Source organism: Allofournierella massiliensis, from assembly GCF_004345265.1.
GTDB classification, from domain to species: domain Bacteria; phylum Bacillota; class Clostridia; order Oscillospirales; family Ruminococcaceae; genus Allofournierella; species Allofournierella massiliensis.
Window position 1 is genome coordinate 35151 of the sequence record NZ_SLUM01000013.1, and the last position, 12420, is coordinate 47570.

A 12420-nucleotide genomic window follows, 5' to 3' on the forward strand; every position below is an offset into this window, starting at 1 on the left:
CGAACAAGAAAGGACTCGACATGGAACACATCGGAACTGGACTTGTCTCTTTGCAGCTGCGGGAGATCATTCGCGCACAAATTGAGGAAGGGATATACCCTCCCGGCACGGCGATCCCACCGGAAAACGAACTGGCAGCCCAATATGATGTGAACCGTCTGACCGTGCGCACAGCCATTGGAGCCCTAGTGTACGAGGGACTGCTCAAGCGGGTGCAGGGCAAGGGCGTCTATGTGCTGGGGGAAAAGATGAACCGGGACCTGGACAATCTGGGCGGGTTTACGCAAACCATCCGGCAGAAAAACGCGGTGCCCTCCACCCGAATCCTCACCAAGGCGCTACGCCCGGCGGGAAACAAGTATGCGTTGGTCTTCGGGATTCAGCCGGAGGACTCCATCTATTACATCAAGCGTATCTGCTATGTGAGCGATGAGCCGGTTTCGTTGGAAGAGGTTTTCATTCCGCATTATGTGGTCCCGAAGCTGGAAGGAATCGATCTGTCCGTCTTTTCGTTGTATGAGGTTTATGATTTTTATCACGTGCGCCCCAAACAAGCGCGGCAAACGCTGGACCTGGCTGTGCTGGAAGCAAACGACGCGCGTCTGCTCGGCATTTCATGCGAGCAGGCCGTGATGCTGTTCGAGTGCACCAGCCAGGATGAAAACGGTCGGGTGATTGAGTTTTCGCGCAACTATACCCGGGGCGACAAGTGCAATTTTACCGTTCATTTTCAAAAATGAGCGTGCCCTGTGAAGGGAGGGCTTGTAATGGGGTTGTTCCGCGGGGAATTTTATTCCCAAAAGCTCCGCATGACCACCCAGCTGTATGTGATCTTCCCGGACCCCTCCAACGATGTAACTCCGCTGTGGACGGGGGAGCCCAGGGTTCTGTATCTGCTGCATGGCCTTGCGGCCAACGCCAGCGAATGGACCCGCTTTTCCAAAATTGAATACTATGCCAAAAAATACAATTTCATTGTGATCATGCCGGAGGTCCAGCGCAGTTTTTACTGCACGGCCCGGTACGGCCCGGACTATTTCGGGTATGTGGCCGACGAACTGAGTGAGTTGTGCAAAACCTGGTTTCGGCTGCCCGAAGCAAGAGCCTCCACATTTATTGCGGGGGAAAGCATGGGCGGTTACGGGGCGGTCAAGGTGGCCCTGCGCAGGCCGGAGTGCTTTGCCGCCTGCGCAAGTCTGTCCGGCGTGATGGATTATGCCGCCATGGTGGAACGGGTCCGCAAAGGAGAGTGGCCGGATGTGCTGTCCCAGGAACTGGACGCCCTTCACGGAATGGGCATGCCGCCTGATCCGCAGGAGGACTTGTTTCAGCTGCTGAGGGACCGGGCCAACGACCCTGGGCGCCCCGGGCTGCTGCAGATCTGCGGCACGGAAGATTTTTTGTATGCAGACAATCTGCGCTTTCGGGATGCGGCCAGAGCGGCGGGATATGGACACACCTATCTGGAATGGGCCGGAGAGCATGCGTGGCCCTTCTGGGATGTGGCGATCCAGCGGGCGTTCCAGTATTTTTGCGGAATGGACCTGCAGACCAGCCCGATTTTCTGAGCCGGCGCTTGGCGGGAAAACTGTATGATAGTATGAAAGAGAAGGAGCATTTGTATTATGGTTACGACTTCTATGTGGAACGAACAGACCGGTGCGTGTCTGCGTAATTTTGATGAAAAAGAATCTCTGGACAGTGTAAATGGCGCGCTGGCACTGCGTGGCCAGATTGAACAGATCATTGACCAGATCTGGGCCGATGGTTTCGACGGAATCTATTTTATTGGTATCGGTGGCACCTACGCCTCCAGCATGCAGGTGGAGGTCTATATGCGCGGACACTCCAAACTGCCGGTGTTCGTGGAGAATGCCGCCGAATTTTTGACCACGGGCAACCGTCGATTCACCGATCGCTCGGTGGTGATCCTCTCTTCGGTTTCCGGCAACACCAAGGAGATGGTACAGCTGGTGGACCGAGTGCATCAGATTGGCGGCAGGGTGTTCAGCTTTATCGACACGCCGGGCAGTGTGCTGACCCAGCCGGACAAGCAGGATTATCTGGTGGTCTATCCCAAGAACGAACAGCTGAAATTTTACATGGTAGCGAACTACCTGATGTACAAAAACGGCGAGTTTGCGGACTATGACCGGTACAACCGGGAGATGGAGGCTCATCTGGCGCAGGTACTGGTGGATGTGGAAAAGGAGTCCGATGCCTGGGCCTACGATTACGCCAAGGCCTGTGTCGCGTTCCGGAACGAGCATCCGGACCTGCCGCGCTACTTCATTGGTTCCGGCAACCAGTATGGTGCCACCTATTCCTATGCCATGTGCTACTGGGAAGAGCAGATGTGGATTCGCACCAAGTCCATCTCCTGCCAGGAGTTCTTCCACGGCATGCAGGAGATTGTGGTGTGGGACACCCCCGTTACCCTGTTTATGGGCGAGGATGAGCAGCGTCCGCTGGCCGAACGGGTGGCGCGTTTCCTGCCCAAGGTGTGCGGCAATTATACCATCATCGATACCAAGGAGTTTGCGTTGAAGGGCATCAGCCCCGAATTCCGCGGCACGATTTCTCATCTGGTGATGCACGGTGTGAACAATCGCGTGGACGCTTACATGGAGCTGTTCCTGCGCCATCCGCTGTCGATCCGCCGCTACTACCGCCAATTTGAGTATTGATCCATTTACAGCACGAGCCGCCGCAGCGATTCCTTGCATGAGTCGTTGCGGCGGCTCTTTTCAAAAAGGAGGATGCTAACCATGCTTTGGAGTGAAATCTTATTCGGCGTAAAAAAGCCCATCATCGCTATGCTGCATCTGGACCCACTGCCTGGCGATCCCCGCTTTCGCCCGAACACCGCGATGGAAGAGATTGTGGAACATGCCCGGGCGGACCTGCAGGCGCTGCAGGAGGGCGGCGTGGACGGGGTGCTGATCAGCAACGAGTTCAGCCTGCCCTATGAGCGACAGATGAACTTTGTGACCCCGGCGGCCATGGCCTATGTGGTGGGGCGGCTCAAGCAGGATCTGAGAGTCCCCTTTGGCGTGGACTGCATCTCGGATGGGCGCGCCACGATTGAGCTGGCCGCCGCGGTGGATGCAGACTTTGTGCGTGGGACCTTTTCCGGCGTGTATGTGGGAGATGGAGGCCTGTATAACAATGATTTTTCCAAATTGATGCGCCGGCGTGCGGAGCTGCATCTGCAGCAGCTTCGGATGCTGTATTTTATCAATCCGGAATCCGACCAAAACCTAGATAACAGGCCATTGGCAGACATTGCTCGATCCACTATTTTCAAGGTCCATCCGGATGGATTATGTGTTTCAGCCAATGCGGCCGGACAAGATGTGGACGAGGAGCTGATTGCCAGTGTTAAACAGGCTGCGCCTCAAACGGTGATCCTGTGCAATACAGGATGTCGGCCAGATACCATTGCCCGTAAGCTGGCGGTGGCGGATGGAGCAGTAGTGGGAACCTATTTCAAGGAGGGCGGTAGACTGGAAAACGAACAGTTGGAGAATGTGCGGGTGTGCGCTGACCGGGTCAGGGAGCTGATGCAGGTAGTGTACCAGGTGCGAGCCAGATGAGGGGGCATAAAGATAGCAACAGAGTTCCGGCCCTGTTGGTTCTGGATCTGGATGGCACTACTTGCGATGACCAGGGGAACATCAGCAGGGAGAACCGGCGAGCGTTGCAATGGGTTCGTAGTCAGGGGAATATGGTCTGCTTTGCCACTGGTCGTCGAGAGGTGGACATGCTTCCACTGGGAGACGTGTCTGACTGCGCCGACTATCTGTTGCTGAACAACGGGGGTAAGCTAGTAGAGACCGGCAGTGGCCGGGTATTGTTCCGGGAACGAATTGATCCAGTGTCGGCTCGGCAGCTGGTGGAATTTTGCTTGCATCATGACTATCTGTTACATGTACTGGCTGGACCGTTATGGGCGGTGAATAAGGAAAATGACAGTCTGAGAGAGTATGCTGATCAGTTGGGGGTTTGGCCCAGCCGATTTCAACACTGTGATCAGTTGCCGCTGGATGACATCGAGGGCTTTACTGTGACCCAGGACTGGAAGCCCGTGTGGGAGTTTGTGCGGCGCAAGGGGCTTGCACTCAGTGTTACGCCAAGCGACCCTACCAGTGTAGACATCATGGCACCGGGAATCAGCAAATGGAACGGTATTTGTCGCCTGCTTTCGCTGCTGCCGGTTCAACCGTTCCGGATCATTGCTGTTGGGGATTACGATAACGACATTGAAATGATTAAGAACAGTGACATCGGTGTAGCAGTGGCCAACGCGCGGCCTCATGTCAAGGGGGCGGCAGATTATGTATCTCCTTTTTGCAATAATGAAGATACAGTGGCCCATATTGTTGCACATTTTTTCGAAGAAATTCAATGAACTGTGCGAATAGTTGTCAAGGAGGTTGAATTGCATGGATGCTACATATTTTATGGGAATTGATACGGGAACAAATTCCAGCAAAGGTGTGATCATTGATGAGGATTGCAATGTAGTGGCGTGTTGTTCTACTCAGCACACCATGACCAATCCGAAGCCGAATCACTTCGAACACGATGCCGAAAAAGATTGGTGGGGCGATTTCTGTCGTATCAGCCAAGGGCTATTGAAAAAATCCGGGATTGATCCGGTTCAGATCAAGGCAGTGGGGCTTAGCGCATTGGGAGCTGATTGCCTTCCAGTTGATGAACAGTGCCGTCCATTGCGCAAGGCCATTTTGTATGGCATTGATGCGCGAGCAGGAAAAGAGATTGAACAGTTGACCAGCCTGTATGGCCCAGAACAAATCCGCCGCTGGTATGGTCGTCCGCTGTGCTCTAGCGATGTAATGCCCAAAATCCTGTGGATCAAAAATAACGAGCCAGAGGTGTATGCCAGAACTTACAAATTTTTAACTGGCTCCAGTTTTCTTGCGTCAAAGCTGACAGACAATTATGTGGTGGATCGTTTCTTGGGACTGGCCAGTTTCAATCCGTTGTATGATCCGAAAACTTGGCGACCGGTCCCGGAACTGTGCGCGCCTGTTTGTCGACCGGACCAGTTGGCGAAGGTACAGGAGGCAACGGATCTAGCGGGCTACGTAACCGAGGCTGCGGCCAAAGAGACAGGCCTGGCCCCGGGAACACCAGTGATCACGGGGACAGATGATTCTGGTGCTGAAGCTATCAGCGCCGGCGTGGTGGAGCCGGGCAAAATGATGATTCAGTTTGGTTCCTCCATCTATATGATTCTGGGTACCAGACACCTGGTGGACGACGAGCGGTTGTGGCGTGAGCAATTCATTGTGCCCGGACTGTGCGATATCTCCGCGGGTACGAACACTGGTGGCAGTTTGACCAAATGGTATAGAGATGAACTGTTCAGTGATGCATTGGAACAGGAGAAAAAGACGGGGATTGATGCCTATCAACTGATGCTGGAGGGAGTGGATCAGGTACCGCCAGGTTCGGACGGATTGATCACGCTGCCCTATTTTGCGGGAGAACGCACACCGGTCAATGATCCACTGGCATGTGGTATCTTGTTTGGACTCACGATCTCCCATACGCGTCGGCATTTATACCGCAGCGCGCTGGAAGGAGTAGCGTATTCCATTCAGCAGCAGCTACGCCTGATGGAAAGTCATGAGGATGTGTCCATTGATCAAATCTTTGCTGTGGGCGGCGGGGTGAACAATGCGCTGTGGATGCAGATTGTGGCGGATGTAACGGGCAGAGAGATCAACACGCCGGACGTCACAGTGGGAGCGAGTTACGGCGATGCCATGATGGCCGCAGTAGGAGTGAGACATCCGGGATTTGAGAATTTTTCTTGCTTGGCTCAGCATATCAAAACGGGAACAGTATATAAGCCTGATTTCAAAAAATATAAAATCTACCAGAAGTATCAGGCAATATATGATAAGCTCTATGACTCCACTTGCGAATTGATGCATATGATGACCGAAGAGCAATAATGAAGCGCTCTTTCTATGGTAATATCAACGCCTTTTTCGAAGGATATCTTGTCTGATGGACACAGAATACACTAACTAGCTTATCTGGGAGGCCAAGTAAATTGAAACATTCGGCGTATACATGCAAGCACTTCAGACCTGAAGCAGCAAGTGTTCCGCTAGTTACGTTTTGGAAGAAAGCTAAAGGCGTAGAGCGTCAAATTTAAAATGCGCACGTTGCTTTATCATCGGCGGATGCGGGGCAATTGATCAAAATTTTGTGCACCTGTGTTCCATTAAAAAATCACCCCTTGTTTCTCGAAACAAGGGGTTTTATAATGAAATTAATGAAATAAACTGTTCCATTATCGGCGGAAGGAGTGAAAACCATGAGAGTCATGAGCGAAAAAATAATGGGATATATTATGTTATACGTTGATCAATATTTCTGCGATATGCATAGATTTCCCTCAATTGGGGAAATTGCTCAGGGAGTCGGCATTCCGCGAACGACTGCCTATCGCTATCTGGTAGAGATGGATAGACGCGAAATGATTGAATACGATGGAAAGTCTCGTAGGGTTATCGAAACAATACGTATTAATATCGCAGAAAGGAAGCGGAGCCATGCGAGTTATGAGCGAGGAAACGATGGCCGATATCATTTCATTTGTTAACCAATACTTCTGCGACAAACATACCATTCCTTCCGTTGGGAAAATTGCGCAGGGCGTTGGTATTCCTAGATCGACTGCCTACCGCTATCTGGTCGAAATGAACAATCGTGGAATGATTGAATACGATGGAAAAGCGCGAATGATACGTACGCCAATCATCAGGAAATTTGCTCCTGAGTCAGCGCCCTGTCCGTTTGTAGGGGCTATCCCGTGTGGATCTGCACAGATAAAGGAGGAAAATGTCAGAGAATATATTAGACTGCCAGTTTCTCTTTTCGGGAAAGGAAAGTTTTATATTCTGGAGGTTTCCGGTGATTCCATGGTTGATGCGGGCATTGATCCTGGCGATTTGGTTGTGGTCCGAACGGATTGTACCGCTGAGATTGGGGACATTGTTGTTGCTCTTACCGAGGACAATGAAAGTACTCTGAAGGTGTTTGGCGGTGTTGATGAGGAGACTAAGAATGCGATTCTTGAATACCGGAATCAGGCAAAGTATCCGAATCAGAAGATTTTCGCGAGCCAGCGGATTGTTCGGGGCATAGTAAAACATGTGATTAAGGCACTGGAGCAGGAATTGGAATGAGAAACAAAATAGAGCGCGGTTCGCAAAAACAAAAAACGGGATGTTCTCTGTTTTTTCAAAGGCCTGTGGGCTGCGCTCAGAGCAGCACGGGGCTTTGTGCTGCACGGTCCATCTGTCCGGCAGAATTCAGAAAACACATTTTGAGAATTGGTCGAAAACTAGAATTGCGTTTCTGCTGCAGAGATGCCCGGAAACGCCGGTTGCCAATCTGTGGGAAATGGGGTAGAATAAAGGCTGCAAAACAAACACAAGGAAGGAACTTCTTTTATGATAAAAGCAGTCATTTTTGATATGGATGGCCTGATGTTCGACACCGAGCGACTGTGGGATACCCTGTGGGAGCCGGCCTGCCAGGCGCTGAACCTGGCCATGCCGGCAAATCTTGAGGAATTCCTGGCCGGTGGCCGGGGCCTTGCGGGCACCAAGCTGAACGAACATATTCAAAAATATTTCCCCCAGATCGATCCGCAGGTGATTGTGGAGAAGGTGTGGGAGCTGGCGGAGGAACGGTTTGGGCAGGGCGTGCCCTGCAAGCCGGGCCTTGAGGAGCTGCTTAAGACACTGGAAGAGAAAAAAATTCCCCGGATTGTGGCCAGCTCCAGCCCCCGGGCGTTGATTCTGAAAAACCTGGAAACCACCGGGATGAGCCGCTATTTCGAGCAGGTAGTCTGCGCTGCGGATGTGCGGTTCAGCAAGCCCGCTCCGGACATTTTTCTGGAAGCGGCCCGCCGCCTGGGCGTGGACATCCACAAATGCCTGGTTCTGGAGGACAGCTTCAACGGTGTGCGTGCCGGTCATGCAGCCGGAGCAGTGACGGTGATGGTGCCGGATATTGCCCAGCCGGATGAGGAGATCCGCGCACTGTATAGCCGCTGCTGCCGGGATCTGCACGAGGTGCGTCGGCTGTTGCTGGACGGCCAGCTGTAAAAAACAAAAACACCGCCTGATCGGAACAAGCCGGTCGGGCGGTGTTTTTTGCTGTGTTTCAAAAAAATCGGGGAAGCTGCTTTTTAGAGAATGCAGCCCTGATTTTTGCCGGCGGCCTTGGCCTGATAAAGGGCCTGATCCGCCCGCTTGAAGGCAGTTTCCAGGCAGTCGCCGCTGTGGATGGGGCTGGCGCCAATGGAAATTCCGGTCCATGCGGGCTCCTCGCCGGCAACTTCGGCAGCGCGGGCAAGAAGGCGGCGCATCAGATCCTGCGCGTTCTGCTCCGTGCCCAGCCCGCAGCAGAGCAGTACAAATTCATCGCCGCCCATGCGGCAGACCAGATCCTGCGCACGCATGGTGCTGGTGAGAAGGCTGGCCACGCGCTTGAGCACATGGTTGCCCGCCAGATGACCGTGAGTGTCGTTGATGGCTTTGAAATCGTCCATATCCACCACGAAAATCCAGGCGCCGTGCTTGTCCAGATCGGTGTAGAAACTCTGCAGAGTGTTGAAATTGATCAGGCCGGTCAGGCTGTCCCGCTGAGCCAGCCGGGTCAGATACTCAATGGTTTCCCGGGAACGCTCAATCTGCTGGGTGAGTGTGCGGGGATAATATTCGCCGTCCAGCTGCTCCGGGTTAGGCACCGACTGATGCAGATGAATGACCTGCCATTCCTGCCCCACCTTTTTGTACAGGAGGGAAAACCGGCTGTCCATATTGATGTGGATTCCGCTGCTTTCGCAGTCGGCGCCAATGTAAAGACCGCCGTACACCAGGCTGCATTGCTCATCCACCACCTGTTCGGTGCACCAGAAATCCCGAAAATGGAACTGCAGATCATTCTGATCCTGCAGATCTCTGCGCATGGCCTGAGAGAACTGCTCCAGATCCCGATAAATTTCGTGTTTGCCGGTGCCGATGATGGAGCAATCCGGGGCAATGCCGGTCAGCTCGTCAAAGGAGCCCGCGTTGCAGTCGGCCAGATAGGCCGCCCAGAGTTCTTTTGTGCGCTGGCAAAGATCCATGAGGTCCTCCTTGTTGATTTTTTCAGGCAAATGCAGCTTTTTCGCAAATGGAAAGCGCGGGGAAATCTGACTGATTGCCCAAAAGGATACCATATAAAAAAAGCAATGTCAATAAAACCGATAGGGAAAAGTAAGGAAAAAGAAACGCGGCGGAAATTACCGTCTCAGCCTGCGGGATAAAGGCGGTTCTGCTCCTGAAGATGAGCCGCAATTGCCCCGGCCAGGAACGCTTCCAGCCAGCTTTCCAGTGTCTGCTCCGAATCAGACTGCGGGGTGGGGCAATGAAAGTGTATGGCCAGCTGCTCCAGAAGATGCAGGGCCCAGTCCTCCGCCTGCGGCCGGGTGAGCATTCCGGCGTGCAGCTGATCCACCAGATGAAGATACAGGGCGGTGGCAGCCACTGCAAAGGAATCCCGATCCAGCTTTGCCAGCGCCCGGTCAAAGGCGGTTTCGCCCCCGGGCAGCTGGGCCGGGCACCGGGCCCGAAGGCTTTGAGCGGTAATGCCAAACCGCTGCAGCCGGCGCAGCAGGCTGTGCTGAAATTCCGGGCACAGGCCGGTCTGCCGGAACAGCGCCTCGGCGGTTGCCTGGCTTACGGCCTGCGCCGCCAGCTCCCCAAGCTTGAAATGCTTGCCGCCATTCAGCAGGCAGGAGGTGCCGTCTGAGCCGTCGCAAACAATCACCACGCCGTCGGTGCCGGTGCCGGTGGCCAGCCGGGAGGAAACGCTGCTGCCCTGCATCAGATCCCGCAACAAAGCGGTTTTCGCTTCGGTGGCGGTGAGCACCAGCTCCACCATGGCCCCGGGGGAAAGCGCCTGCCCGGTGATGAGAAAGATGTTGATGGTTCCCGCCGGCACCGGGCAGGGTTTGCCAGCCGCTTCGGTGAGTGTGGCAGGGTCTCCGGCACACAGGGCGTTCACGTCCGCTCCGGCGGAAACTGCCGCCGTGACCCAGAGCTCCTGCCACCGGCGGGTGACCAGCACCATGTTGTCCAGATTGACTGCGGTATCCAGCCCGGCAGTGTGCTCCGGGTTTAGCCCAAGGCGCAGGGCCACCGCCTTCTGATGCTCCTGCAGAGTATTTCCCTCCATGGGCTGGCACACCCCGGCGGGGCCGCAGTCGCAGTAGTTGAACACAGCCTCCAGATCCCGGCGCAGGCCGCCGCCGTTGGCCGCAGTGGAAAGCACCGCACGGGGGCCGGAAAAGGTGAGGATCGCGGCCTGCTCGGTGCATACAAGCCGGTCACCGTTCAAAAGGGAAAAACAGCGTTTCATGGGTTCCTCCGTGATGGGGTGAAAAAGGCCCCCCGGCTTGACCGGGGGGCCGATGGGAAAACGATTATTTCAGGCCCAGAGGAGTGATGGCACAGTAATCCTCGATGGTGCCGCGCTTTTTGAAGCACTCCAGAATCTGCTTGCCCACCGGGTGCAGCTCCTCCACGTCGAAGGCCTCCAGTTCCTTGGCAAAGAAGTCGTACAGGATCTGGGCGCCCTTCTCGTAGCCATCCATGCCCAGCTGTTCCTGGGTTTCCGGATGCAGGAAGGCGGAGCGGATGTCCTGGCCGTCCACCTTCATCTCCTTCATGCAGTAACCCAGTAGGGCGCAGGGAGCAGGGGACAGGCGTTCCATCTTCATGTTCACGCCGCCGCGACGGGCCAGATACTCACGGCTGATCCACTCGGCCGCGAAGCCGATACGGTATACGCCAATGTGCTGGTTGGGGATCAGAACGTACTTGGTGTTGGGGCAGGCCAGAATCTGCTCCAGCAGCAGGTTTGCCTGACGCACCCGCAGACCGGTGGCAAAGGGCCAGTAGGAGCCCACGCCTTCGCTGGCCAGCGGGGCGTTGCCGCTGATGCTGGGGTTCTTGAAGCCGCGGGGGGCCACCAGACGCCACAGCCAGGCCAGAGCGGGCGGGATGATGTGCATCAGGCCCATGATGCCGTAGTCCGGGTGAGCGGCGCTGGAGGGCGGCATGCGCACGCCGAAGCTGCGCACATCCACCTCAACCGGCTTATCCACAATGTTGTCCACCATTTTGCGGGGCACAATCACGCGGGGGTTGGGGCAGGGCTTGCCGGTGGAGTCCATGGTGTGTTCCCACACAAGGCAGGTGGAACCGGGAACGCCCTCGATGTTGAAGAATACCAGCGGTTTTTTGCTGTGGATGGTGATGCGCTCGTACATGGGATCGGAGCCGTATTCGGTGATGCCGTCCACACGCAGGAACCAGCCGTCCTCACCGTCGTACAGGGCCAGCTTGCCGCTGCCGGTCTGGAAGGAGGGATGGCAGATGGCCATATCATCGGTAACCGGATAGATGGTACAGGTATCGCTCATGTGCAGGTAGTCCCGGTCGCCGGTTTCCAGATTGGTGCCCAGCAGCACGCGGCCGTCCGGCACACGGTGCACATCCTGCAGCAGCTCGCTCTTGCCGCCGCCGGAAGCGCCCTCGTGCATCATGACCATCTCATTTTCGTATGGTGTCACGATCTTGGCGGCGGAGGCGTGGGCGGTAACCCAGCCCTCCTGCTCGCCGATGTCCAGCAGAACGCTGTAAATGCCCTTCTTGGCGGAGGGGCCGGGATACAGGTTGTAGGCAAATACCTCGTGGCGGTCGTCCAGCCGGTTGTGTACGCACACCTGCTTGCCGTCGAAGTGGGTGTGACGGAAGGGAGGAGCCACATACACGATGGCACGGGGCTTGAAGTTGTGAATGTCCTTGGCGCAGACGAAGGCCTGCAGCTGAGACAGCGCAAACGCAAAGAAAGCCGCGTTACGGGGGCAGACCAGCAGGGCCTGATAGCCGTATTCATAGCCGCCGGCCATGAAGGGCACCAGGATCAGCTCCTGACGGGCCAGCCACTTGTAAGTATCCACCTTCAGGGTGTTGAAGTCGTAGCCGTAAACGTCCTTGAAGCGGGGCTTGTCGGTGGGCTTGTCGTCACCGATGCGCATGCAGTCCGGGTCGCGGCGGCGCATGTAGTCCTCCACATAGTTGACCACTGCACCGTTCTTGCAGCGAACCACGTCGGCCTCCTTCACAAGAGTGCCGTTTACATCGTAGGAAACGTCGATCTGCTTGGTGCTGCCGTTGCCAAAGATCAGATCATACAGCATCTCCTCCGTTTTGGGGATAATGATGCTGGGGCTGTTGTTCAAAATCATTTCCAAATCGCGCGGAAGCACGAATTCTTCCAGTAATACATTCATGCGAATCTCGAACCCCTCTCTCTTGT

The 12420-nt window shown here is 55.1% G+C and carries 12 protein-coding genes; 9 read left to right on the forward strand and 3 right to left on the reverse strand.

Going from position 1 to position 12420, the window contains the following annotated elements; genetic code table 11:
- Positions 1-20: 20 nt before the first annotated feature.
- The 9 genes from EDD77_RS08725 to EDD77_RS08765 all read left to right on the forward strand — a co-directional run bounded on the left by EDD77_RS08725 (position 21) and on the right by EDD77_RS08765 (position 8156).
- Positions 21-740, forward strand: a complete 720-nt coding sequence (locus tag EDD77_RS08725) for a GntR family transcriptional regulator (RefSeq protein ID WP_058965539.1) — start codon at positions 21-23, stop codon at positions 738-740.
- A 27-nt stretch (positions 741-767) separates the two neighbouring features.
- Entirely contained in the window at positions 768-1568 is an 801-nt protein-coding gene (locus EDD77_RS08730; protein WP_058965541.1) for an alpha/beta hydrolase, read from the forward strand.
- 57 nt (positions 1569-1625) lie between these two features.
- Entirely contained in the window at positions 1626-2687 is a 1062-nt protein-coding gene (locus EDD77_RS08735; protein WP_082669636.1) for an SIS domain-containing protein, read from the forward strand.
- Between the two features lie 81 nt (positions 2688-2768).
- Positions 2769-3596, forward strand: a complete 828-nt coding sequence (locus EDD77_RS08740) for a BtpA/SgcQ family protein (protein ID WP_058965545.1) — start codon at positions 2769-2771, stop codon at positions 3594-3596.
- 35 nt (positions 3597-3631) lie between these two features.
- Positions 3632-4411: an HAD family hydrolase gene (locus tag EDD77_RS08745; protein WP_158096434.1), complete on the forward strand. Its 780-nt coding sequence runs from the start codon at positions 3632-3634 to the stop codon at positions 4409-4411.
- Positions 4412-4445: 34 nt separating this feature from the next.
- Positions 4446-5987 (forward strand): FGGY-family carbohydrate kinase, encoded by a 1542-nt coding sequence (locus EDD77_RS08750; protein WP_058965548.1) that lies wholly within the window; start codon positions 4446-4448, stop codon positions 5985-5987.
- Positions 5988-6421: 434 nt separating this feature from the next.
- Positions 6422-6643 (forward strand): helix-turn-helix domain-containing protein, encoded by a 222-nt coding sequence (locus tag EDD77_RS18815; protein ID WP_242868453.1) that lies wholly within the window; start codon positions 6422-6424, stop codon positions 6641-6643.
- The gene (locus EDD77_RS08760) at positions 6603-7229 is read left to right on the forward strand and encodes a LexA family protein (RefSeq protein WP_242868429.1); all 627 of its coding nucleotides are present in this window, start codon (positions 6603-6605) and stop codon (positions 7227-7229) included. The genes EDD77_RS18815 and EDD77_RS08760 overlap by 41 nt, the downstream gene beginning before the upstream one ends.
- A 267-nt stretch (positions 7230-7496) precedes the next feature.
- Entirely contained in the window at positions 7497-8156 is a 660-nt protein-coding gene (locus tag EDD77_RS08765; RefSeq protein ID WP_058965553.1) for an HAD family hydrolase, read from the forward strand.
- A gap of 83 nt (positions 8157-8239) precedes the next feature.
- Here the strand turns inward: EDD77_RS08765 and EDD77_RS08770 are convergent, their stop codons facing one another.
- The 3 genes from EDD77_RS08770 to EDD77_RS08780 form a co-directional block, all read right to left on the reverse strand.
- Positions 8240-9181: a diguanylate cyclase gene (locus tag EDD77_RS08770; protein WP_058965555.1), complete on the reverse strand. Its 942-nt coding sequence runs from the start codon at positions 9179-9181 to the stop codon at positions 8240-8242.
- A gap of 164 nt (positions 9182-9345) precedes the next feature.
- A complete protein-coding gene (locus EDD77_RS08775; protein WP_058965557.1) occupies positions 9346-10455 on the reverse strand; it encodes an adenosylcobinamide amidohydrolase in 1110 nt (369 codons plus the stop codon).
- A gap of 64 nt (positions 10456-10519) precedes the next feature.
- Positions 10520-12394: a DUF4914 family protein gene (locus tag EDD77_RS08780; RefSeq protein ID WP_058965558.1), complete on the reverse strand. Its 1875-nt coding sequence runs from the start codon at positions 12392-12394 to the stop codon at positions 10520-10522.
- Positions 12395-12420: the final 26 nt, after the last annotated feature.

Excerpts from the sequence above, each read along its gene's own strand:
- EDD77_RS08725 (WP_058965539.1), top strand. The coding sequence starts at position 21 with ATGGAACACATCGGAACTGGACTTGTCTCTTTGCAGCTGCGGGAGATC.
- EDD77_RS08730 (WP_058965541.1), top strand. The coding sequence starts at position 768 with ATGGGGTTGTTCCGCGGGGAATTTTATTCCCAAAAGCTCCGCATGACC.
- EDD77_RS08735 (WP_082669636.1), top strand. The coding sequence starts at position 1,626 with ATGGTTACGACTTCTATGTGGAACGAACAGACCGGTGCGTGTCTGCGT.
- EDD77_RS08740 (WP_058965545.1), top strand. The coding sequence starts at position 2,769 with ATGCTTTGGAGTGAAATCTTATTCGGCGTAAAAAAGCCCATCATCGCT.
- EDD77_RS08750 (WP_058965548.1), top strand. The coding sequence starts at position 4,446 with ATGGATGCTACATATTTTATGGGAATTGATACGGGAACAAATTCCAGC.
- EDD77_RS18815 (WP_242868453.1), top strand. The coding sequence starts at position 6,422 with ATGCATAGATTTCCCTCAATTGGGGAAATTGCTCAGGGAGTCGGCATT.
- EDD77_RS08760 (WP_242868429.1), top strand. The coding sequence starts at position 6,603 with ATGAGCGAGGAAACGATGGCCGATATCATTTCATTTGTTAACCAATAC.
- EDD77_RS08765 (WP_058965553.1), top strand. The coding sequence starts at position 7,497 with ATGATAAAAGCAGTCATTTTTGATATGGATGGCCTGATGTTCGACACC.
- EDD77_RS08770 (WP_058965555.1), bottom strand. The coding sequence starts at position 9,181 with ATGGATCTTTGCCAGCGCACAAAAGAACTCTGGGCGGCCTATCTGGCC.
- EDD77_RS08775 (WP_058965557.1), bottom strand. The coding sequence starts at position 10,455 with ATGAAACGCTGTTTTTCCCTTTTGAACGGTGACCGGCTTGTATGCACC.
- EDD77_RS08780 (WP_058965558.1), bottom strand. The coding sequence starts at position 12,394 with ATGAATGTATTACTGGAAGAATTCGTGCTTCCGCGCGATTTGGAAATG.